The organism is Cryobacterium sp. Sr3 (assembly GCF_004402835.1).
GTDB classification, from domain to species: Bacteria; Actinomycetota; Actinomycetes; order Actinomycetales; family Microbacteriaceae; genus Cryobacterium; species Cryobacterium sandaracinum.
The window spans coordinates 75,880-97,699 of the sequence record NZ_SOFA01000049.1 but is presented as its reverse complement, the minus strand read 5'-3'; the positions used below and the strand labels follow the sequence as shown (position 1 = coordinate 97,699).

Here is a 21,820-nt window from a genome sequence, read left to right as displayed (position 1 = left end):
CGTGGTTAAGCCCGTTCGCCCCCGCTGGTCGAGCCTGTCGAAACCCGAGCCTGTCGAGACCCGCGATAGGCTGGTCCAGAATCTTTCTGGGGGTATCGCATGGGTGCAGGTCCGGTGTCCGCTTCGGCAATGACGCGTCGACGGATGTGGGTGCTCCTCGGCGCCGTCGGCTCCATGCTGGTCATCGCCCTCATTGTCCTGCTCATTGTCTGGCGGGGCGGCGCGGGCGCGCCGGAGGGAGAGGCGGTCGGGCGGCCGCAGCCGCACTCGTCCCCTGCGCCCCTGGCCCTCGCCAGTGTGCCTGCTCCGACGGCCACGACGGATGGGCCGCATCCGTCGACCTGTGATGAGCTCTACAGCCCGGCGATCGTGGCCGCTTTCGATGACCTGGTGCTCAACCCGGCCTGGGTCGCTGAGGAGAACTCGGACGTCAACCGCGGGTCCGGGGACCCGGAGTTGATCGCCCTGATCGACGCTGCCGGGGAGCGCCTCACCTGCGTGTGGGCGAACGCCAACGGCGGGTCCGGCCTGGGACTGACCACGGAGCTGGTGTGGGTGACCCCGGAACAGTCGACCAAGATTCAAAGCCGGCTGACCGCCGCAGGTATGAACTGCTACGAGGAACTCGGCGGAATGCGTTGCCTCATCGAGACAACGAAGGATGGTGAACTCGTCGGTGAGTCGCACTTTCTGCGCGACGGCATCTGGCTGGCCACCAGATATGTCAATACCGGACCGGACGGCTACACGCACGACATCATCGCCAACGTGTGGGCCGACGAGTAGTCGCCGGGGAGATCCGCAATCCGCGCACAAAGTAGGGTAGAAGCAACGACCGGCAGACCTGCTTTTCGGAAGCAGAGGAACAGTATGCGGTTGGTCGGGCAGCTCGGTGGGGCGCTAGTCGGTGCCATGGGACTCCTGGTGCTGGTCAGTTGGTACGTCGGAGTCGACGCCCTGCCGCCCGTGCTCCGCGACCTGCTGGCGATGAAGCCGATGGCAGCCCTGGGGCTCGTGCTGGTGGCGGTTGCCGTGCTGGCCGTCGATCGTCGCAGGCTGACCGTGACCCTGGGTCTGCTGGCACTGATGATCGGCGCCCTCACGATCGCGGAGTTCGTCGTCGGCCGATCACTCGGCATCGATGTGCTCCTGCCGGGAATCGACTTCGGCGGGCGGTCGGAGCGGATGGCGCCGTCCACGTCGGTGGCGCTGGTCCTGCTCGGTGCGTCCGTCATCGCCAGCCGGGCCGCTCGATCCGCCGTGATGCTCGGCTTCGCATTCGCGGCTCTGGGCGTCAGCCTGGTCGCGATCCTGGGTTATGCCTATGGCGTCTCCTCGCTGTATTCGCTGGGCGGCTACACGAGTATGGCCTGGCAGACGGCCTTGGGCGTCGGAATCCTCGCCACGGCCCTGTTGATTCAGCGCCCCGATGCCGGTCTGATCGGCCTCTTCCGAGACGGTGGCAGTGCGGGTCGGCTCCTCCGCCAGGTCATTCCATTCCTAGTTCTGGGACCGTTCATCCTCGGTTGGCTGCGGCTGTGGGGACAGCGCCAGGGCTGGTACGACACGGCCTTCGGCGTCGCCATCCTGATCCTCGGCATGACAGTGCTCAGCTGCGTGCTGGCGTGGGTCGCTGCCCGCCGGCTGCGTGACCTCGATCGTCAGCGTGATGGCGCGATGCAGGCTCTCGCTGAGGCCAACCACACGTTGGAGGCGACGGTCGAGAACCGAACCCGCCAGCTCGCGGAGACGGCCGACACGCTGCACACCCTCATCAAGATCGCACCCGTTGGAATCGTGCAGATGGATGCCGCGGGCGGGCTCGTGTCCGCCAACGACCAGTGGCTGGCACTCAGCGGCCTCACGAAGAGTCAGTCGCGCCGCGACGGCTGGGCCACCGCGCTCCATCCGGATGACGCGGAACGGGTGCTCCTCGGTTGGGAAGCGAGCGCCGCAGCCGGCGAGCCCTTCGAAACCACCCTGCGGTTCCGCACCCCTGAGGGCCACATCAACTGGGTGCAGGTGAACACCGCTCCGATGCGTGATGAGAAGGGCATCATCGGGCACCTGGCCAGCGTCACCGATGTCACCGCGCAGCGTGAGGCCGAGAACGCGGCCACGGCCGCCGCGGCCCGGTTCGAGGCTGCCTTCGCTTCCTCGCCGTTGGGAACGGCCATCGTGACGCTCGACGGACAGGTAGTGGCCGCCAACAGGCGGCTCCTGGAACTGGCGGGTCACCAGAACCCGCTTGTCAGCGCCCATATCGAGACGATCTTCATGCCGGCTGAGGACGCTGACGATGAGGAGTCGGAGAGCGCTGGCCTGGAAGGTCCGTCGACCCGACAACGCATCGACCGGCGGATGCGCCACGAAGGCAATCAGGAAACCTGGGTCAAGGTCAGCATCGCCGAGATCTTCGAGGGCGACCAGGCCGGGGGACTGCTGTACCAGCTGGAGGACATCACCGCCCGACGCCTGGCCGAGGCGCGGGTTGAGCACCTGGCATTCCACGACCCGCTGACGAACCTGCCCAACCGTCTGCTCCTGCTCGACCGGTTGAAGCAGGCGCTTCTGCAGGCGTCGCGCCAGGGTCGCGGCGTTGCGGTGCTATTCATCGACCTCGACCGGTTCAAGTTCGTCAATGACAGCCTTGGGCACCACGCCGGTGACACAGTGCTGAACGAGGTTGCCATCCGCCTCCGGCAAAGCATCCGGGCCGGCGACACGGTGTCCCGGATCGGAGGCGACGAGTTCGTCGTGATCTGCCCGGATGTCGGTGGCAGCGAGGATGTGCACCGGATTGCCGATTCGATCCAGGCGGCCATCGCGCGGCCGATCACGATCGGCGACCAGTCGGCATCCGTCGACGCCAGCATCGGGATTGCTTTCGGCCTCGGGCACGACGATGCCGAACTGCTCCTGCGCAATGCGGATCAGGCCATGTACCTGGCGAAGGACCGCGGGCGCGCCCGCTACGAGGTCTTCGACGACGACCTGCGGTACCGCATCCATCAGCGGCTCGACAGCGAGTTGGCCCTGCGCGACGCGGTGGAACTGGGCCAGATCGAATCCTGGTATCAGCCGATCGTGGATCTGCAGGACCACAAGGTGGTGGCGACCGAGGCTTTGGCACGCTGGCGGAGGCCCGAGCGCGGGCTCGTGATGCCGGGTGACTTCATTGCTCTCGCCGAGGAAGTGGGTCTGATCAAGGGAATCGGATCGACGGTGCTCGGCCAGGCGTGCCGGGCGGCCAGGGGGCTGGCTCAGGGAGTGGCGGTCAGCGTCAACGTGTCCGCGCGGCAATTCGTGCAGGATGACTTCGGTGACGTCGTCAAGCGGGCCCTCGCCGAGTCGGGTCTGCCGCCGGAACAGCTCTGGCTGGAGCTGACCGAGAGCGCGGTGCTCGACGCCATCGATTCCGCGGCCCGGACCTTCCAGGAGCTGCGGAGCTTGGGCGTGCGGCTGGCCATCGACGACTTCGGCACGGGGTATTCATCTTTCACGCACCTGCGCGCGTTCACGGTTGACCTGCTCAAGATCGACCTGACGTTCATTCGCGACGTCGAGAGCTCCGATCACGATCGCGCGATCGTGGAGGGAATCCTGCGTCTGGCCGATTCCCTGAACCTGGATGTCGTCGCCGAGGGCATCGAGTCGACGAGCCAGCGGGACCTGCTGAGATCCATGGGCTGCCGCTTCGGCCAGGGCTATCTTTTCTCCAAGCCCACGCCGTCCGTGCATCCCGAAGTGCAGTTCGCCCACTAGCCCTGGCGCTCTGCGGTGCCCGGGGCGGAGGGTGATGTCGCAGCCGCCCTATGAGAGTGCCACTGCTCGGCCTTATCCCGTCGGGTTCGCCCGGTCGAATTGAAGGCCGGCCTCGTAGCCCACCCAGCGTCGTTTCACCCACCGCACCTCGGCCACCTCCGGTTGTGCCAGGCTTCCGGGGATCTCGACGATGACGAGCGCTCCCGGTTCCAGACGGTGGCGGAGCGATAGGCGGCACCCGCCGAAGCCGATGTCCTCGACCGCTGCCGTGAGCGCCCCGGGATCCCGATCCAGGGATTCCGCTTCCGGATGATCGACGACGTCGAGTGCCAGCCCTCCCGCCGCGGCGGTGGGCACGCGGTCGACGGCGAACGCGGCCTCACGTTCCCGGGCGAGTTCGAGAGCTGGGCCGCGCTCGAAGAGGGTGACGAGATGCAAAACAGCCGACGAGCTGGTAGCCATCCGAACCTGGGCGCGCCGCCAGGGAAGCGTGGGCGTTGTGGCCCCACGTACTGCACGCCAGCCGGCAGTGGCGAGGTAGGCCTTCTCCTCCTCGTCTCCCCGGACCCAGCTCGGTGATTCGGTGATCACCTGTACCAGGTCCACGGTCTGCTCTGGGGTGAGCGGATCGAAACGGAAGCCGATCGTCACACCGTCCGAGGAGTTCACGATCCAGCTGCCTATTCCGGGCAGTTCGCCGACCTCAGGGATCTGAAGAGCGGTGACCGACGATGCCTTGGAGGCGAAGCCCTTCGGGTCGAGCCGCTCCGACCAGGGAATGGATATGCGTGCCCCCACCAGGCTCAGGTCGACGAGTTCACCCGGGTGAGCGCCAAAATTCTGGAAGGCTGCGGTCACCGGTGTACTCATCGGCGTGCGCTCGGCTGACCGGAGGCGTGGACGCTCAACGCACAGAGTGACGGCCAGCACCAGGCCGACCACGAAGTACAGGCACCAGAAGACGTTGATGTACAGCGCGCTCGTGTTGGCGAGTTCCGGGCTGAGGAAGATTCCTCGCACCAGGCCGACGGCCGCCAGGGTCAGAAGCACCAGGTGGGGGAGCGCGATTCGCCAGTGGAAGACCTGTTCTTTCAGGCCAACGCCCTTGGGGGTGACGTTGAAGGCTTTGACTCGCAGGCCCAGCGTCTCAGCTGCCGCGGAGAGCGCGATGGCGGGGGTCAGAGCCAATTCGTAGATGTTGCTCCAGGAATGGCTCCGGCGACGTCCGACGATGATGGCAAAACACAGCATCACGCAGAGATAGGTGGGCAGCCAGAAGATAAGCAGGGCCTCCACGCTCGTGTCCAGGGCGACCACCCCGAAGAGGAGGAAGAGCAGCGGGGTAATGATGTAGATCAGCTTGAAAACCCCGAAGTACCAGTAGACGACCGCATCGGAATAGAGCCACCTCTGCATGAGTGTGAGTCCGGGCAGGGTCAGTGGGTTCCACTTGCGGGCCGTCTGGATGTTGCCGCGGCACCAGCGGTCACGCTGCTTGAGCATGTCGGCCAGGTTCTCCGGGGCCAGCCCGGCCGCAATGATGTCCGGCACGAATTCGGTCCGGTACTTGGCCCCCTGGATCAGGAGGCCCGTGGCGAGATCCTCCGTGATCACACCCACTGCAAATCCGCCCACGCTTTCCAAAGCCGAGCGGCGGAACATCGTGTTGCTCCCCACGTACATCACCGCATTGAAGCGTGATTTGCCTGCCTGCAGGGTACGCATGAAGAAGTCCTGCTCGTTCGGCAAAGCCTGACCGGAGAACAGGTTGTACTGGAACGGGTCCTCGTTGTAGAACGCCTGGGGCGCCTGGACGAAGCCCAGCTCGGGGTCCTGAAAACGACCGACGGTGCGCTCCAGGAAGTCCGGCCGGGGAACCATGTCCGCGTCCAGGGTCACGATCAGGTCCCCGTCACTCCGCCCAAGCGCATTGTTGAGGTTGCCGGCTTTGGCGTGAGCGTGGTCAGGCCGGATGAGATGGATGGCCCCGTACTCTTCGGCAAGTTGGCGCACTTCCTCACGCGCGCCGTCATCGCAGACGAAAACGCGAACGCCGTCGGTCGGATAGCGCATGCCCACGGCGCCGGCAATGGTCATCCGGAGCATTGACACGGGCTCGTTGTAGGTGGCAATGAACACGTCGACCCGCGGGAGCTCGTCTGCTGGCGGCAACGGCACAGTGCGCCCGGCGTATGGGGTCCAGAGGGTGACATACACCGCCAGCGATTGTGCGAATCCGAGTACTTCGACCGTTAACAGCAGAATGCCGGTCGCAGTGTTCCACCAGGCGTCGGACGGGATGGTGAACAACACGCGCCACGTGAGGTAGATGATTCGCACGACAATGGTGATCACGATGGCAGTCTTGTGCCCGAAGCCGGGGCGCCGGCGTGAACCGATCCAAAGCGTTTCCATCACGACCAGTATCAAGGCCGGATAGACAAGCATCCAGTACCAATTTTCAATCATCTTGCAGCCCCCTGGTCGTTCCTAGGGAAAACCTAGCAGTGCTGGTTCAGATTCGGTGAGCATCAGAATTTTCGGTTTCCCGGGGGTTTTGGTGATTGCAGGAGGGCGTTCTTGCCGGGCAGGGCCGCCGGCGTCCGCGAGCCATTGGTCGAGGTGGTGGGCTTCGGTCCGGGCGGGCGGGCGTTCGTAGCCGGGCCAGCGGCATCCGACGTAGCGGGCCACGATTCCCGCGCGTTGCTTCTCGGTGAATGAGGTGCTCCGCGAGGCCGATGTTGACGCATTGTCCGTCGTCGAGAAGTGTGACTGGACTACAGCCCCGACCTCTTACTCGGCAACGCCACCAGCGTCTGCTCTGGATCGACCTCGACCGGTGGCCTCAGCCAGCGCTGCGTTCCGGTGCGAATGATCGTCCAGTGCTGGTTGTGCAGTAGCAAATGGTGCGGATGGCACAGCAGCACTCCGTCGGCCAAATCGGTGTACCCGTTTTCCTTCAACCATTCGTTGACGTGATGGGCCTCAGTCCACGCCGGTGGCCTGTCACAGTCGATCCAGAGGCATCCGCCGTCGCGTACTGCCATTGCGGCGCGCTGGTGCTCGGTGAAGAGTCGTTCGTCGCGGCCGACGTTGATGATTTGGCCGTCCGCGTCGAATTTGATGCCGCGGGTTCCGGTGTCGCAGAGGAGTCGGTCGATGGTCTCCTGCGAGATGGGGACCGGGTTGCCCTCGATCTGCCCATGAGCGGCCCCTTCGGCGGGTTCGACGGGCCCAGATTCGCCCGTTTCAGTCTGGACGGTCGTCGGCGCCGGCCCGGTCTGGCCCTGCTGCCCGGCCGGGCCACCTTTCAGCGCCTTCTCGGTCACGATCACGCGCACCGAGGGGCGGCGTCCGCCGAAGACCCGGCCCGGGTCGACCTCGCCGGCGATCTTCAGCAGCTGCACGAGGGAGTCCGCGGCGATCTGCTCGGTGCTGCGCGGGCTCTGTTGCATCTTCTTTGCCCAGGCTGCCCGCTCTGCGTCCACGAATCGAACCCCGCCGCGGCGGGGGCCCGTGATCGAGTCGAAGGTGGAGAGCACAAACTCACCGTCTTCGGGGGCAAACAGCCCGTTCAGGCGCACGGTGCCGTTGCCCAGCCGGTAGACCCGCAGGTAGCGGTCGTCGTAGGCCTGCTTCTCGCGGGCGGCAATGCCGGCCTCGTCAAGCCGGTCGCGCATCCGTCTCGCCTGCTTGAACACCTGATCGGCATTCAGTGACGACGCCTCGGTGAGGAGCGCCGCCAGGGCCACCCCGAGCTTCTCCGCGGTAACTGCCGCGTCGATCTGGCCGAGCCCGGCCCGGATCGCCTCGGCCGCGTCAACCGAGAGCGTGCCGGCGGTGACGGCCCGGGCGATCGGCGCCTGCCACGGCACCTTCGCCTCGAACTCGGCGACCTCGGCGGCATCCCTGTCGGGCGAGAACAGCGCCGCCTCGACCAGCCTGTCGGCCGCCTCGGCATCGGCCATCATCGTGCCGACCGCGACCAGCTTGTAGGCGTCGCCCTTGGACGAGCCGGTCGAGTTCTGAATCAGGGCCTCCGGCGAGAGATACCCCTGCTGCGCCGCCAAACCCGAGTGCCCGAGCTCCGGTCGGGAACGCTCGGCGATGGTCGCCGCCATCCAGGCGGCATAGGTATCGACGAGACGGCGGATCGAAGCGATTCGCTTCTGACCGGCCAACACCTCGGCATCAGGAAGGGCCGAGAAGTCAGCGCATGACGAGCCCAGCAGGGCCACGGCATCGGCCGCCTGCCTGAGGTCTTCCGCGAGGTTGGTCATGTTACGAGAATACCTCAACTCGCACCCAGTGTCGAGAGTTACTCACATAATTTGAGAGAATAATCGAATTTATCTCTGAGCAACTCCGGCCGCTCCGAAGCCGTCCAAGACCGCCGGTTGCCTCAATGGAGACCCCGGGGCGGTGAAGGTTTCCCGGGCGCAGGCGAGACCACCGGAACCGCCACCGTGACGCCCGCCCCGACCAACGCACCCACCGCTACAGATTCTCCGACCACCACCACGCCCCCGGCAACCCTCAAGCCGACGCAATCCGCAAGCCGACGCAACCTGCACCCGGGCAGACCGCGGCGCCGGGCGTCCCACGTCCAACCGCGTGCACGCAGCTCTACAGCCCGGCCATGGTCGAGGCGCTCGGCGACCTGACCCTGAACCCCGTCTGGAGCCAGGACCCGGATGCCGACGTGTCCCACGGCACCGACGATGCCGAGCTGCGCGTCCAGATCGACGCTCTCGACCACCTGACCTGCGTCTGGGCGAGCCCATATGGGGGATCCGACACCGGGATTATCACCACCGTGGTCTGGGTGACCCCGGAACAGAGCGCCGCGGTGGAGGCCCGGCTCGTCGCAAACGGACTGGAGTGCTTCACCCAGTCGGAGGGCCGCCGCTGCGTCATCCAGACGAACACGGCAGACGGCGCTTTCGGTGAGTCCCACTTTCTGAGGGGCGGCATCCGGCTCACCACGAAGTACACGAATGCCGGCCCGCTGGGCTACACACAGAACATCATCGAAAACCTTTGGTGGGTGTCTAGACCGTTTCGAGCAGGCCGAGACCGGCCCGGGCATCGCCCAGCAGCGGCCGCATTCCGCCTGCCGCCCCGCGGGCCGCAACCGGGTCGAAGCCGGGTCGATGCCGTGTCTATGTCGGGTCGAAGCCCCGCCCCGTTAGGATCACTGAACAGAGGCATTTTTTCGAACCGTGTCCCCCTCATTGTGGGTCTGGCCGGATTCCCTGCCCCCGAGATAGCGTTGTCCGTTACTTACTTACCGAGCCTGTTCGAGAGGATCGCGTGGCCAGCCTCACCGAAATCTTGATCCTGCACGGTCTGCTGCCGATCGAGGAGCTCGACCACCTCATGGCCGGCGACCCCGCCGATGAGAGCGCCGTCCGCGCCCTCGTCGCCAAGGGCGTCATCACCGAGGTTCAATTCGCCAAGGCTCGGGCCCAGCAGGCCAACCTGCCCTTCGTCGAGCTAATCGACTACCCGGTCGATCGCCTCGCCGTGGCTCTCGTTCCGGTGGCCGTCTGCAAACGCCACGAAGTGCTCCCGATCGCCGTCGACAACGGCCGCCTCATCCTCGCCATGGTCGACCCTGGCAACGTCTTCGCCGTCGACGACGTGCGCGAAGCATCACGGATGCGCGTCACCCAGGTTGTCGCCGAGCGCAGCGATCTACTCGCCGCCATCACCCGCTACCACCGCGCCGACGACGAGCTCAGCGACCTCACCTCCACACTCGAGGAAGAGAACGCCGCCACCGAGAGCTCCTCTTTCGGAGTCTCGGACTCCATCGACGACGATGCCCCGATCGTACGGTTCGTGAACCTGTTGGTCAGCCAGGCCATCCAGGACCTGGCCTCGGACATCCATATCGAGCCCGGCGAGCACAGCCTGCGGGTGCGCTACCGCATCGACGGCGTGCTGCACGAGATGCAGACCGCACCCAAGAGCATCCAGAACGGTGTTATCTCCAGGCTCAAAATCATGAGCGATATCGACATCGCCGAGCGGCGCAAACCGCAGGACGGCCGCATGACCGTGCGCCATGCCGGCCGTCAGATCGACCTGCGCGTTGCGACTCTTCCCACCGTGTGGGGCGAGAAGGTCGTCATGCGAATTCTCGACAACTCGAACACGACTCTCGACGTGCGCGCGCTGGCCCTGCTCGAGCACAACTTCGAGGCTTACAAGACCTCCTACTCCAAGCCTTACGGCATGATCCTCATCACCGGTCCGACCGGCTCGGGCAAGTCCACCACGCTCTACACGACCCTGGGTGCGGTCGCTCGCCCCGAGATCAACGTGATCACGGTCGAAGACCCGGTCGAATACCGCATGGCCGGCATCAACCAGGTGCAGGTGAACCCGAAGGCAGGTCTCACCTTCGCGAGTGCGCTGCGTTCCATCCTGCGAAGCGACCCGGATGTCGTTCTGCTGGGTGAGATCCGCGACCACGAGACCGCACAGATCGCCATCGAGGCCTCGCTGACCGGCCACCTCGTGCTGTCCACCCTGCACACCAACGACGCGCCGAGCGCCATCACCCGGCTGACGGAAATGGGTATCGAGCCCTTCCTGGTGGGTTCCGCCCTGGACTGCGTGGTCGCCCAACGCCTGGCGCGGCGCCTCTGCGACAAGTGCAAGACGCCATCCGTGCTGACCGTCGACTACCTGACGCGCCTCCGCTTCGCGTTCGACCCGGAGCGCCCGCTGCCCACGATCTTCGAGGCGGTCGGCTGCACGCAGTGTTCGAAGACCGGTTACCGGGGGCGCATCGCCGTGCACGAGGTGATGACCGTGACCGAGGAGATCGAGCGGCTCGCCGTGGCCCGAGCATCGAGCGCCGAAATCGGCCGGGTGGCGCGCGAACAGGGCATGATCACCCTCCGCGAGGATGGCTGGGCGAAGGCCCAAATGGGTTTGACATCGATCGAAGAAATCTTGCGAGTGGTCGCATAGTGCAAAAGGGGATATCTGCATGAGCCAGCCCATCTATGAAATTCCGGTCACGTCTCCTGGGGCCGCCGGGGGCAGCTGGAGCCTCGGCGATCCCGAGCGTCGTGGTGCCGAACCGACGGAGCACGATGCCGCGCCGGCCGCTCCTGACTCGGTGGAGTTCGAGTTCGTCGATGTGACGGATGCCGCGCAGCCGGCGACAACGGTCCTCCCGGTGGACACCGGCGCGGTCGAGACGACCGGGCGCCGCGCCCGCGCTAACCGCACCGGCGACAACGAGGTCTCCGACCTTGACCTACTGAACGCCCTGGCCGAGGTTCTCGACCTGAACGCCTCCGACCTGCACATCACCGTCGGAGCGCCGCCGAGCATCCGTGTCGATGGCGGCTTGCGGCCGATTGAGGGCGCGAGCAAGTGGATGGGTGACAAGGTCACCTCTGCGCTCTACAGCATCCTCTCGGCGAAGCAGCGCGCGCAGTTCGAGGAGGAGCTCGAACTCGACTTCGCCTATACGGCCGGCGGCGCGCGCTTTCGCGTGAACTACTACTACCAGCGCAACTCGATCGGCGGGGCGTTCCGCCTGATCCCGCGCGAGATCAAGCCCCTGAAAGAGCTCGGCATCCCCGAAACCGTCGGCCAGTTCGCCAAGCTTCCTCGCGGCCTGGTTCTGGTGACCGGCCCCACCGGTTCGGGCAAGTCCACCACCCTGGCGGCACTGATCGACCTGGTCAACCGCACCCGTGCCGACCACATCGTCACGGTCGAAGACCCGATCGAGTTTCTGCACAAGCATCAGAAGTCGCTGGTCAACCAGCGCGAGGTCGGCCACGACACGAAAAGCTTCGCCTCCGCGCTCAAGCACGTGCTGCGCCAGGACCCCGACGTGATTCTGATCGGCGAGCTGCGCGACCTGGAGACCATCTCCGTGGCCCTGACTGCTGCCGAGACCGGCCACCTCGTCTTCGCCACCCTGCACACGCAGTCGGCGTCCCAGACCATCGACCGCGTGATCGACGTGTTCCCGCCGCATCAGCAGGGTCAGGTGCGCGCGCAGCTGGCCGCCACCCTGCAGGGTGTGGTCTGTCAGACCCTGGTCAAGAAGATCGGCGGCGGCCGGGTGGTCGCCACCGAGGTCCTGGTCACGACCTCCGCGGTCGCAAACCTGATCCGCGAGGGCAAGACCTACCAAATCGCATCCTCGATGCAGGCCGGGCGCGCTCTGGGAATGCATACCATGGACCAGCACCTTGCCGAGCTTGTGGACGCAGGTCTGATCACCCGTGCATCCGCCGAAGAGAAGGCTCAGGACCTCGAGGGGTTGAACCAGCTGATCCGACGGGTTGACCCGATGGAGGCGTCCGTCAACCCGATGTCCGCCGGCGGCATCGACTTCGGCGACTCTTACTCGCCCAGGGGGCGATAGTGCCAACGAGCCTTGCCTACGCCTATAAGGCGCGCGACGCTGCTGGCAAAGCAGTCAAGGGGCGTCTGGATGCCGCCTCGGAAAGCGCCGCAATGTCGCGCCTCCGCACAATGGGACTGTCGCCAATCTCCATGGTCGTCGTGCCGGAGGGAAGCGGGCTCAGCCGGGAAATAAACATTCCCGGTTTCAGCAAGGGCGTCACCCTGAAAGATCTGGCGATCATGAGCCGTCAGATGGCAACCATGATCGGAGCGGGGCTGTCCCTGCTTCGGACGCTCAACATCCTCGCCGAACAAACCGAGAGCAAGGCTCTCACCAAGATCTTGGTCGCAGTTAGGGACGACGTCGAGACTGGCGTCTCCATCTCGGAGGCGATGGCGAAACATTCCGAGTCGTTTCCGCCGCTGATGGTCAACATGGTTCGGGCCGGAGAAACGGGCGGGTTTCTAGAGGGTTCGCTGGACTCGATCGCCGAGAACTTCGAAAAGGAAGTCAAACTGCGGGGCACGATTAAGTCTGCGATGACCTATCCCGTGATCGTGCTCATCATGTCTCTGGTGTCTGTCGTCGCGATGCTGATCTTCATCGTTCCGGTATTCGAGAACATGTTTACGAATCTGGGTGGGCAACTCCCGCTCCCCACGATGATGCTCGTGTATCTGTCCCGGTCGATGATTTACGTCGCTCCGATTCTCGTCGTGATCGGGATCGCCTTTGCGATCTGGTGGCCGCGCAATAAGAACACGGAACGTGTGCGCAAGTTCCTTGATCCGCTCAAGTTGAAGCTGCCGGTCTTCGGGCAGCTGCTCAAGAAGATCGCGGTCGCTCGATTTAGTCGCAACTTCGCGAACATGATTGGCGCCGGCGTACCAATCCTTCAGGCCCTGCACATCGTAGGCGAGACCTCGGGCAACTGGGTGGTCGAGCAGGCACTGGTCAAGGTGGCTGACTCCGTTCGCCAAGGTCATTCCATCGGCGGTCCCCTTGCCCAGGAACCGGTTTTCCCAAATATGGTGACCCAGATGATCTCAGTGGGCGAGGACTCCGGCTCCCTCGAACAGATGCTGAACAAGATCGCCGACTTTTATGATCAAGAGGTCGAGTCTGCCACCGAGCAACTGACCGCCATGATCGAACCCTTGATGGTGGCCTTCCTCGGCGTCGTCGTCGGCGGCATGATCGTCGCCCTCTACCTGCCGATCTTTAACATCTCCACCTTGATCAAGTAGTCCCCAACATTGATCAAGTAGTCCCCGAACTGGGGGGTGATGATTGCCGCGTCCCTTCAACTGGGGGAAGAGAATTGCAAAATACCCCCCATTGGTGGGATTTTTCTGGGAAATTTCTCCCCGTACCATCAGAATCACTCTGGCTCGCCTGATCCGGAATTCCCGCCCACAGCAGCAGTAGATAGAACGGATATTCTCATGATTTCTTGCATCATGGGCGGGCTGAACCGCCGCCGCAATTCTCTCGAGCAGAACGAAAAGGGCTTCACCCTGATCGAGCTCCTCGTCGTCGTCATCATCATCGGCATCCTGGCCGCGATCGCCATCCCGGTGTACCTGGGCATCCAGAACAACGCCAAGGACAGCGCAGTGAAGTCGGACGTGGCCAACGCCAAGACCGCTATCGCGGCATACGCGACCGACAACAACGGTGCGCTTCCTGCCAGCCTCGGCGCCCTGCCGTCGAAATACGGCTACGTCGCGCCGGCAGGAACTGGCGGGAACTACACCTCCGCCACCGGGCTTCCCACGCTCACGTTTACCGGTAGCGCATTCTGCATCATCGCCACTGCGGTGACCGGCACCAAGATCGGCGCCAGCGACATCTCCGGCATCGTCTCCAGCGGGACGACCGCGTGCAGTGCAGGCGGAGTACTCACCCCGTAACAATCGGCCGCATCGACCTGGGGGTGCCGCACAGCGCCCCCAGGTCATCGCTCAGTAGTGGGCATGTTCACCTTTGCTCTTTCACTATTCAGGAACGGATAGAGATGATGACTTGCAGCGTCTCTCGCGCCGGAGCTGCTCGTCGCGGGCGCCTGTCGCAGGGTGGGCATGGCTTCACCCTGATGGAGCTCCTGGTCGACGTCATCATCATCGGCATCCTGGCCGCGGTCGCCATCCCAGTGAACTTGGGCATCCAAAACAACGCCCTGGACAGTGCCGTGAAGTCGGACGTGCGCAATGCCAAGACCGCCGTCGTAGCGTACGCGACGGATAACAAGGGTTTCCTTCCCGCCGACCTGGCCAGTTTGCCTGGCAAATACGGGTATTTTTCTCCGCTGGCGATAGGCGGCAACTATCTCTCTCCGGGTTCCATCCCCGTGCTCACTGAAGGCACTGGAACCTCAACGGCCTTCTGCGTTTATACAGTCACCACGACGGGCGCGAAGGTAGGTGCCAGTGGCGTCTCGGGCGTCCCGTCCAGCGCGTTCACCGCTTGTTCGGCAACCGGCGTTCTCACTCAGTGACCCCCACTTATGCGGGATCTACTGCCGCACGTCCAGGAATTACGAAACCCACGGATACCCGACATTCAAGCGAGGCCCGGATGAACGACCAGCCCGGTAGGCGCACGCAGGCGAACAACGACGAGCGCGGCTTCGGCATCATCGAAATCGTGGTGTCAATGTTTCTACTGGGCCTGCTCATCATCTCCTTCGCCCCCATCCTCATCACGAATCTGCAGTTCACGGCCAGAAACACGACCATTGCCACCGCGACTCAGATCGTCAATAAGCAGATCCAGGCGGCCCGCGCTGTGCGTTCGGTCACAGCCACGACACCGAGCTGCACCGACATCCAATCGTTTCTCGCTCTCACCCAGGCTCCGGTCGTCGATCCGCGCGGCGTCGTGCTGCAGCCTGTTTGGGACACCGTCAGCGGCTGCACAGCGAGCCTGACGGCGGGGTACGTTCGGGTGAGAGTGTCAGTCACCCAGGTCGGATATTCCAGTTCCACTGCGTCCGCCAGCACGCTCATTTTCGTCGCTTCGGGTGGGTACTAGCCATGGAGCAGCACGCAGTACCGGGCCGCGAACGGGGATTCTCGCTGGCTGAACTTTTGATCTACATGGCGTTGCTCGTTCTGGTGCTGTTCGTCGCCGGCGGACTGTTGGTCAACGGCCTGCGAACGCAGGAGACAACGCAATCCGTCACGAACGCCTCAACCACCGCCCAACAGATTGCGCGCTCGGTGCAGGCCGGCGTGCGAAACGCATCAGCCGTCACGGTCGTGACTGATGCCGTAGCCGGTACCCAGTTGCTGGTCGTTCGTGCCATCGGAACCGATCCCAGTTCGACGGCGGCATCGTGCCAGGCCTGGTTTTACACCCCTCACAACGGCGGTTCCATCTACACGAAAAGGACCTCGTCTCCGGCCTCCCTCATTACGGTGCCCGCCGGTGGGCCTCAGGGCGTGTGGTCCTTATTGGGCAGCGGGGTGAGCCCGGCAGACCCTGTGACCGCGCGAGTCTTCAACGCCCCCAGCGGTTCCCGCGTAGACCTGAAGTTCAATGTTGCGGCCGGGGCCCACCCGTACGTTTTGATTAATACGACGACCTATACCCCACAGATATCGATGGTGAGCGCACCGTGCTTCTAGTAATCGCCAAACTCTCAGGTCGTCTGCGTCACGAACGTGGAAGCGCCATGCTTGTCGCCCTCGGCCTGACGGCCGTGGCTTCCATAATCGCAATCACGATCACCTCGAGCTCGCTGTACGCCGTCGGCTACACCACTTCGACGCGCTCCGGCGTGCAGGCGCAGGCCGCAGGCGAAGCGGGAATCGATTACGCCGCGGCGAAGCTCGCGACCTCGGTGTGCCAGTCGCAGTATGGGCCAACCGCCACGGAACCGGTGTTCACCGTCACGGTGTCGTCGTCACTGTTGTCAGCATCTGCAACGGGCGATGTTGATACGTCCTGGGTAGCCGGGTGTCCTACATCGGCAGCATTCAAGAGGGTCAAACTCGTCTCCCAGGGATCGGCGAATACGCTGGGGATACTCGGTAATGCGTCCGGGGACAAACGCAAAGTCGAGGCGATCTACCCCTACACGCCGACACCCCCTACCTGGATTACGGCGTCGGGCGCGGCCATTTACTCGTTCTCACAGACTGACAGCACCATCAACAACCTGGACATCAACTCCTCAAGCGCGACGCCGGCCACGATCCAGTATCTGTCGGGCAGCGCAAGCTGCACCTCAGGCTCGACAATCCACGGCAGCGTGATTCTCGGCCAAGGCGGGGCATCGTTGGCCAGTGGATGCCTCATCGACGGGGACCTGTACGCTGCGGGGTCGGTGTCTCTGAACAGTGCCATCGTTACCGGAAATGTGAGCGCCGACAGCGGAACCTACCCGTCTGTGTCGCTGGCCCCTTCCGCGACCGTCCAGGGAAATGTCTCGGCTGGAGGTCCGGTTCTTGTCCAGGGAGCGGTCGGCGGGAACATCGTGGCAGGCCCCGCCGGTGGAGTCACGAAGATATCCGGATCCGTGGGGGGGTCGGTGATTGTCGCCGGCACTTTGAACACGTCGGGAGGAACAATCATCGGGTCAACCGTCACGGGTAAGACCGGCATCGTCGCTCCGGTCATTCCTTTCGTGCCGGGCTGGGTGGACTACCCCTACAGCCTGTCCGACTGGTCTCCAGGCGGGTTCACCGAATTCGTGATATCCGATTGCAGCGATACCGGGTTCGTGACCGCGATGACCGCCATGCTGGCGTCGTCCACCCCTAAGGTGCTCAACGGGCTCGCCTGCGGAGCCTCTGGGCTGGATTTCACCAAGCTCAGTTCTACGCAGACGCTGACCAGCGACCTGGTGGTCATCGCCAACTCGTTCAACCTGGGCAACAACAACTTCGTGTCGTCGAACGTTGCCAACACCCGGAATATGTGGCTCATCACCCCGGACCGGGGTGTTGGCGGAAACCTCATAGCGAACCAGTTTCCGAACTGCCCGACCGGTGGGACGTTCAAGATGGCAAGCCACACAACGGTCAGCCCGCAGGTCAACGCCCTGATCTACTCGCCGTGCACGATCACCAACTCCGCCGATGTCTGGCAGGGGCAGATCTACGCGGCGGGCACCAAGACCGCGAATGCGTTCGTTTTGAATTACGTGCCCATCGGCATCCCCGGTGTCAACCTGAGCGACGGCACGTCGACGAGCATCACCATTCCAGGCACGGGCGTGCTGGGAATCCGTACCGCCCTTCGTAACATCAACGCGGGCTAGCGTGGCCGTTCTCATCGGGATTTTCGGCTCCGTGATCGGTTCGTTCCTCAATGTCGTCGTCTACCGGGTGCCGCTCAAACGGTCCATCGTCTCGCCGCCGAGCGCCTGCGGCGGATGCGGCGGGCTGATCCGACCTCGCGACAACGTTCCCGTGCTGTCCTGGCTACTGTTGCGCGGCCGCTGCAGGGACTGTGGGATCAGGATCTCGGCGCGGTACCCGCTCGTCGAGCTGGGCACCGCTGTGTTCTTCGGCGTCGTGGCCTGGTGGGTACTGGCGGGTCGCTCGGTGCAGGTCCCGACGACGACAAGGGTGACCCTCGCACTGGTTCTCACCCTCGTTGCCTTGCTGTACCTGGCCGCGGTGAGCGTCGCCTTGGCGATGATCGATGTCGATACGCACACCTTACCCAACCGGATTGTGCTGCCGGCATACCCGGTGGCCGCGGTGTTGCTCACCGGGGCAGTCATGGCGGCGGGTGAGCCCGGGCGGCTCCTCGGGGCCCTCATCGGCGCTGGCGCGCTATTCGGGCTGTACTTTCTCCTGGCGCTGGCCTATCCGGCCGGCATGGGCATGGGAGATGTGAAGCTCGCTGGGCTGCTCGGCCTCTACTTGGGATGGTTCGGCTGGGGGCAGCTCGCTGTCGGGGCGTTCAGTGCGTTTCTACTGGGTGGCCTGTTCGCGCTCTTGCTCCTCATCACCCGTCGTGCCAACCGCAAGAGCGGCATCCCGTTTGGCCCTTGGATGTTGGCTGGAGCATGGCTAGGCATCTTCTATGGTGAACAGATAGCCACTGGTTATCTGTCGCTTTTTGGTTTGGCATGACCGCAGCAGTCGCGAGGGAGAAGCAATGACGACAAGTGTCGTAGGAATCGACATCGGAACGTCCGGTGTGCGTGCCGCTGAGGTGAGTGACGCAGACAAGGGGAAGCCGACCTTGCTTCGCTACCACTCGGTGGAATTGCCTGAAGGTGCGGTCAACCGTGGGGAGGTTGTTGAGCCCAATACTGTCGCGGCCGCGATCAAGACCTTGTGGTCATCAGGCGGTTTCAAGAGCAAGAAGGTAGTGCTGGGTATGGGCAACCATCGCGTACTTGCGCGCGATCTCACGGTGCCCAAAATGCCTATCAAACGCATCCGGGAGTCTCTTCCCTTCCAAGTGCAGGATCTGCTCGCGGTCCCGGTGGCCGACGCCCTGCTCGACTTTTATCCTATTTCCGAGAGCGAAGGAGAATCCGGGCCAGAGGTAAACGGGCTACTGATTGCAGCCGTCAAGGATGCGGTTCAGGGAAATGTCAAGGCGGTTCAGTTGGCTGGACTCACGCCCGTTGAAGTAGATCTGATCCCGTTCGCACTGACTCGGGTAATCCACAGAGGTGTGAAATCGGATGGCGGGGTGGTGCAGATCGACGTCGGTTTGGCAACCACCACTGTTGTTGTCACACTGCAGGGTGTCCCTCAATTCGTGCGGCTCATCCCCGCGGGAGGTGGAGACCTCACCCAAGCGATGGTCCTCCGTCTGGGTTTGACCGTCGAGGAGGCTGAGCTACTTAAACGTAAGAACGGTCTGGACCCAGCGACGGAGCATCCGCAGGCGACTTCGATCATCCACGAGGTGACGACCGAACTGCTCAACAGTCTGAGGAACACAGTCAACTATTTCGTGAACACGAGAAACCACATTCCAGTAACGCGGATTGTCCTTACTGGCGGTGGAGCTCACTTGCGTGGCTTCGCTGCCGCGCTAGGCGAGTTGACACGACTTCCAGTTTTTGAGGCCGATCCCGCTGCTTCAGTATTGCTTGGGCGTGGCGTCAACGTCGATGCGCTGCAGAACACTCGTGGTGCGTTTACCGTCGCACTGGGACTCGCCCTTGGGAGCCACGCATGAGCCGCTCCAAGGTCGGCGAGGAGCTTGTCTTTGGTGGAGAGCCGCGCGTTGACTTGTTGCCGCCGGAGGTCAAGGCAGGCAAGAAGGCTAACGCAACGCGTCGGCGTCTTGGTGCTACTCTCGTCGCCGTGGTACTGCTGATGATCACTGGCGTCGGCGCAGCCACATGGCATGCGCAGCAGAGCCGGGATGAGCTTGCCTCCGCCCAGGCGCGCACGGCAGAGTTGCTCGCCAGTCAGGCAAAGTATGCCGAAGTAAATCAGGTCCAAAATGAAGTCGACATCACCCTTGCAGCACGGCAATTCGGTGCGTCCACCGAAGTCGACTGGAAGGCCTACCTGTCTCAGGTTAGGGCCGCGCTGCCAGCAGACGTTTCCATCGATACGGTCGGCGTAGATGCCGCGTCGCCACTCGGCGCATACATCCAACCCACGGCACCCCTGCAAGCTGCGCGTGTTGCGACTCTCACGCTCACCGTGACCAGTCCGAACCTGCCGTCCGTACCGCAGTGGCTCGACGCGATCAAGGGGCTGCCTGGCTACGCGGATGCCACCCCCGGGTCGATCAAACGATCCGAGACGGGCGCGTATACCGTCAACCTGGTCATGCACATCAACGGCGGAGCGTATTCGAATCGCTTTGCCGACCCGGAAGGAAAGTAAGCATGGACCTGAACAGGCTCTGGGTTTTTGGCACCGTTGTGTTGATCGCGGCCACCGCCCTCCTCGGCTGGGTCCTCGGGATTTCCCCGAAACTCAGTGAAGCGAGCCTCGCCGACGCAGATCGTGTCGTGGTCGAGACCCAAAATTCAGCATCTGAGCTCAAAGTCGCTGCCCTAAAGGAGAAATTCGCCAGCATTGGAGAACTCAAGGGCGAATTGTCGGCGCTCAGATCGGCTGTCCCAGATGCGGCTGAGATCCCCGCATTCCTCACTCAGCTGGACTCCATCGCGCAGCAGCATCAAGTGACGCTGACCGACATTTCGGTGAACGACGCCCAGGCGTACGCACCCCTCGTTGTCGCTCCCCCCGCACTGGCAGCTGAGGCGGCGCCGACAGAGGGTGCTGCGTCACCAACACCCACTCCCATCCCAACCACGGCACCGACGGCGGCTGAGGAGGCCGCAGCCCTCGCTCCCGTGCCCAATGAGCTCATCACTGCCTCGAACTTCGTGTCCGTGCCCGTCTCCCTCACCGTTTCCGGCAGCTATGGGAACGTGCTCGACTTTATCGAGGGTCTTCAGAAGGGCACCCGGTTGGTCATGGTGACGACCTTTGCAACATCCATGGTTGAGTCTCCCCCCGTTGCAGCGCCAGCGGCCACCGACAAGACCGCCATCGACACCCTCGGGGGTTCAGATCAGGTGACTACCACGATCTCGGCGCTCATCTACGTTCTTCTCGATCCCAATACGGCCGCCGCAACAACCCCCGCAGGCTAGCCCGACTTGACCAGCGCCGCGTCCGGTCACGCCTCCCTCGACCGGGGGAGTCGCATTGCTAAGATTGTTGCTGATCGTCCCGGCCAACCACAAGGAGCGCACCATGAGCGACACAACGTCCCCTGAGGGCAACCGCAACCGTAACAACGACTCGAATCCTGAACCGGTCGACTACGCCGGCCATGAAGAGCGCACGGATGCCCCCGACTACACCGGCACCGGCTCCCACTCCGCTCCGGCCGAGTCCGGCGACACGACCGATGCTGCCGCTGAGACACCGGCGCACTACCCGGCCACCCCCGTCGGCGAGCCGATCTCCTATGACACCCCCGCGACCTCCCGCGAGCCCACGACGCCCACCTACGTACCCGCCGCCTCCGTGAACATCGCCCCGGTGAACACCACCGCCGAGACCCGGCGCATCGAGCCCGGCGAGAACCCGGCTGCGACCCCATCAGAGGCCCCACCCGCCGAGGCCTATGCCCCCACGAACACCACGGCGCAGCCCCCCGTCTACATCCAGGCGCCGACCGCGCCCCGCTACAAGAGCAACCGCGGCCCCGGCGTGCTGATCGCCCTGCTCTCCACCGTCATCTTCGCCGTGATCTATGCCATCGTCGCCTTTGTCTTGTCCGGCATCGGCAGCCTCTCGATCATCGACACGGCCTCGAAGTTCACCGACTTCATCGTGCTGCCCATCTTCTACGTGCCGGTCATCTTCTTCTTCGTCGCGTTCGCCCTTCTGGTGCTGATCGTGAACCGCGGCGGCTGGTGGGCCTACGTGCTCTTCGGCTTCCTGGTGGCCGTGGTCGTCTACTTCTCCTACATCGGGGCGGCGCTGCTGAGCGTGCAGGCCTGGAACTTCACGCCCGACCAGGCGGCGCGCTTCATCAGCCAGCAGTGGCTGAACCCGGGGGCCATCGCCGCTGCGGTCGTCGCCCGCGAGGTGCCGATCTGGGCCGGCGCCTGGATCGCCCGCAACGGCCGTGCCGTCACCGAACGCAACGCTGCAGCGAAGGCCGAATACGACCGCGTCCTCGCCGCCGGACCGCAGGGCATCCGCAGCAACTAGT

Annotated in this window: 18 protein-coding genes; 16 read left to right on the top strand and 2 right to left on the bottom strand. The window is 64.0% G+C overall.

All coding sequences use genetic code 11. The annotated features are described in order from the left end of the window. The first annotated feature begins 129 nt into the window (after positions 1-129). Complete coding sequence (locus E3N94_RS16150) at positions 130-786, top strand: hypothetical protein (RefSeq protein WP_134420319.1); 657 nt, start codon at positions 130-132, stop codon at positions 784-786. Positions 787-870: 84 nt separating this feature from the next. Then, a complete protein-coding gene (locus tag E3N94_RS16145) occupies positions 871-3,765 on the top strand; it encodes a bifunctional diguanylate cyclase/phosphodiesterase (RefSeq protein ID WP_134570585.1) in 2,895 nt (964 codons plus the stop codon). A gap of 72 nt (positions 3,766-3,837) precedes the next feature. Here E3N94_RS16145 and E3N94_RS16140 read toward each other — a convergent pair whose 3' ends face one another. Continuing rightward, entirely contained in the window at positions 3,838-6,234 is a 2,397-nt protein-coding gene (locus tag E3N94_RS16140; protein WP_134570583.1) for a glycosyltransferase family 2 protein, read from the bottom strand. A gap of 308 nt (positions 6,235-6,542) precedes the next feature. Next, positions 6,543-8,045, bottom strand: a complete 1,503-nt coding sequence (locus tag E3N94_RS16135; protein ID WP_134570581.1) for a DUF222 domain-containing protein — start codon at positions 8,043-8,045, stop codon at positions 6,543-6,545. Positions 8,046-8,404: 359 nt separating this feature from the next. On the opposite strand from E3N94_RS16135, the gene E3N94_RS16700 reads away from it, so the two are divergent. The 14 genes from E3N94_RS16700 (at position 8,405) to E3N94_RS16065 (ending at position 21,819) form a co-directional block, all read left to right on the top strand. Further along, positions 8,405-9,103 (top strand): hypothetical protein, encoded by a 699-nt coding sequence (locus tag E3N94_RS16700; RefSeq protein ID WP_166785364.1) that lies wholly within the window; start codon positions 8,405-8,407, stop codon positions 9,101-9,103. After that, positions 9,079-10,749 carry an ATPase, T2SS/T4P/T4SS family gene (locus E3N94_RS16125; RefSeq protein WP_104100986.1) on the top strand — a complete coding sequence of 557 codons (1,671 nt, stop codon included), beginning with the start codon at positions 9,079-9,081 and terminating at the stop codon, positions 10,747-10,749. The genes E3N94_RS16700 and E3N94_RS16125 overlap by 25 nt, the downstream gene beginning before the upstream one ends. A gap of 19 nt (positions 10,750-10,768) precedes the next feature. After that, positions 10,769-12,169, top strand: coding sequence for a type IV pilus twitching motility protein PilT (locus E3N94_RS16120; protein WP_134570579.1), 1,401 nt, complete (start codon positions 10,769-10,771; stop codon positions 12,167-12,169). Continuing rightward, positions 12,169-13,398, top strand: a complete 1,230-nt coding sequence (locus E3N94_RS16115; RefSeq protein ID WP_241976857.1) for a type II secretion system F family protein — start codon at positions 12,169-12,171, stop codon at positions 13,396-13,398. Before E3N94_RS16120 ends, E3N94_RS16115 begins: the two co-directional genes overlap by 1 nt. Before the next feature lie 198 nt (positions 13,399-13,596). Beyond that, on the top strand, positions 13,597-14,064 hold the full coding sequence (locus E3N94_RS16110) for a prepilin-type N-terminal cleavage/methylation domain-containing protein (RefSeq protein WP_134401549.1): 468 nt from the start codon (positions 13,597-13,599) through the stop codon (positions 14,062-14,064). 182 nt (positions 14,065-14,246) lie between these two features. Next, positions 14,247-14,648, top strand: a complete 402-nt coding sequence (locus tag E3N94_RS16105; RefSeq protein WP_241976858.1) for a type II secretion system protein — start codon at positions 14,247-14,249, stop codon at positions 14,646-14,648. An 80-nt stretch (positions 14,649-14,728) separates the two neighbouring features. Further along, positions 14,729-15,184 carry a hypothetical protein gene (locus E3N94_RS16100; protein WP_134401551.1) on the top strand — a complete coding sequence of 152 codons (456 nt, stop codon included), beginning with the start codon at positions 14,729-14,731 and terminating at the stop codon, positions 15,182-15,184. 2 nt (positions 15,185-15,186) lie between these two features. After that, positions 15,187-15,780 carry a prepilin-type N-terminal cleavage/methylation domain-containing protein gene (locus E3N94_RS16095; RefSeq protein ID WP_134570577.1) on the top strand — a complete coding sequence of 198 codons (594 nt, stop codon included), beginning with the start codon at positions 15,187-15,189 and terminating at the stop codon, positions 15,778-15,780. A gap of 47 nt (positions 15,781-15,827) precedes the next feature. Then, positions 15,828-17,417 (top strand): hypothetical protein, encoded by a 1,590-nt coding sequence (locus tag E3N94_RS16090; RefSeq protein ID WP_134401553.1) that lies wholly within the window; start codon positions 15,828-15,830, stop codon positions 17,415-17,417. 1 nt (position 17,418) lies between these two features. Then, entirely contained in the window at positions 17,419-18,240 is an 822-nt protein-coding gene (locus tag E3N94_RS16085; protein ID WP_134401554.1) for an A24 family peptidase, read from the top strand. A 25-nt stretch (positions 18,241-18,265) separates the two neighbouring features. Further along, positions 18,266-19,306 carry a type IV pilus assembly protein PilM gene (gene pilM / locus E3N94_RS16080; RefSeq protein WP_134570575.1) on the top strand — a complete coding sequence of 347 codons (1,041 nt, stop codon included), beginning with the start codon at positions 18,266-18,268 and terminating at the stop codon, positions 19,304-19,306. After that, on the top strand, positions 19,303-19,968 hold the full coding sequence (locus E3N94_RS16075; protein WP_134570573.1) for a hypothetical protein: 666 nt from the start codon (positions 19,303-19,305) through the stop codon (positions 19,966-19,968). Before pilM ends, E3N94_RS16075 begins: the two co-directional genes overlap by 4 nt. 2 nt (positions 19,969-19,970) lie before the next feature. Continuing rightward, positions 19,971-20,747: a hypothetical protein gene (locus E3N94_RS16070; protein WP_134570572.1), complete on the top strand. Its 777-nt coding sequence runs from the start codon at positions 19,971-19,973 to the stop codon at positions 20,745-20,747. Between the two features lie 103 nt (positions 20,748-20,850). Further along, positions 20,851-21,819 carry a hypothetical protein gene (locus E3N94_RS16065; protein WP_134570570.1) on the top strand — a complete coding sequence of 323 codons (969 nt, stop codon included), beginning with the start codon at positions 20,851-20,853 and terminating at the stop codon, positions 21,817-21,819. Position 21,820 lies beyond the last annotated feature (1 nt).

What these genes read in the sequence shown, in the direction of transcription:
- E3N94_RS16065 (WP_134570570.1), top strand. Translation starts at nt 20,851, where the DNA reads ATGAGCGACACAACGTCCCCTGAGGGCAACCGCAACCGTAACAACGAC.
- E3N94_RS16140 (WP_134570583.1), bottom strand. Translation starts at nt 6,234, where the DNA reads ATGATTGAAAATTGGTACTGGATGCTTGTCTATCCGGCCTTGATACTG.
- E3N94_RS16070 (WP_134570572.1), top strand. Translation starts at nt 19,971, where the DNA reads ATGGACCTGAACAGGCTCTGGGTTTTTGGCACCGTTGTGTTGATCGCG.
- E3N94_RS16135 (WP_134570581.1), bottom strand. Translation starts at nt 8,045, where the DNA reads ATGACCAACCTCGCGGAAGACCTCAGGCAGGCGGCCGATGCCGTGGCC.
- E3N94_RS16090 (WP_134401553.1), top strand. Translation starts at nt 15,828, where the DNA reads ATGCTTGTCGCCCTCGGCCTGACGGCCGTGGCTTCCATAATCGCAATC.
- E3N94_RS16120 (WP_134570579.1), top strand. Translation starts at nt 10,769, where the DNA reads ATGAGCCAGCCCATCTATGAAATTCCGGTCACGTCTCCTGGGGCCGCC.
- E3N94_RS16150 (WP_134420319.1), top strand. Translation starts at nt 130, where the DNA reads ATGACGCGTCGACGGATGTGGGTGCTCCTCGGCGCCGTCGGCTCCATG.
- E3N94_RS16075 (WP_134570573.1), top strand. Translation starts at nt 19,303, where the DNA reads ATGAGCCGCTCCAAGGTCGGCGAGGAGCTTGTCTTTGGTGGAGAGCCG.
- E3N94_RS16145 (WP_134570585.1), top strand. Translation starts at nt 871, where the DNA reads ATGCGGTTGGTCGGGCAGCTCGGTGGGGCGCTAGTCGGTGCCATGGGA.
- E3N94_RS16110 (WP_134401549.1), top strand. Translation starts at nt 13,597, where the DNA reads ATGATTTCTTGCATCATGGGCGGGCTGAACCGCCGCCGCAATTCTCTC.
- E3N94_RS16095 (WP_134570577.1), top strand. Translation starts at nt 15,187, where the DNA reads ATGGAGCAGCACGCAGTACCGGGCCGCGAACGGGGATTCTCGCTGGCT.
- E3N94_RS16700 (WP_166785364.1), top strand. Translation starts at nt 8,405, where the DNA reads ATGGTCGAGGCGCTCGGCGACCTGACCCTGAACCCCGTCTGGAGCCAG.
- pilM (WP_134570575.1), top strand. Translation starts at nt 18,266, where the DNA reads ATGACGACAAGTGTCGTAGGAATCGACATCGGAACGTCCGGTGTGCGT.
- E3N94_RS16100 (WP_134401551.1), top strand. Translation starts at nt 14,729, where the DNA reads ATGAACGACCAGCCCGGTAGGCGCACGCAGGCGAACAACGACGAGCGC.
- E3N94_RS16105 (WP_241976858.1), top strand. Translation starts at nt 14,247, where the DNA reads ATGGAGCTCCTGGTCGACGTCATCATCATCGGCATCCTGGCCGCGGTC.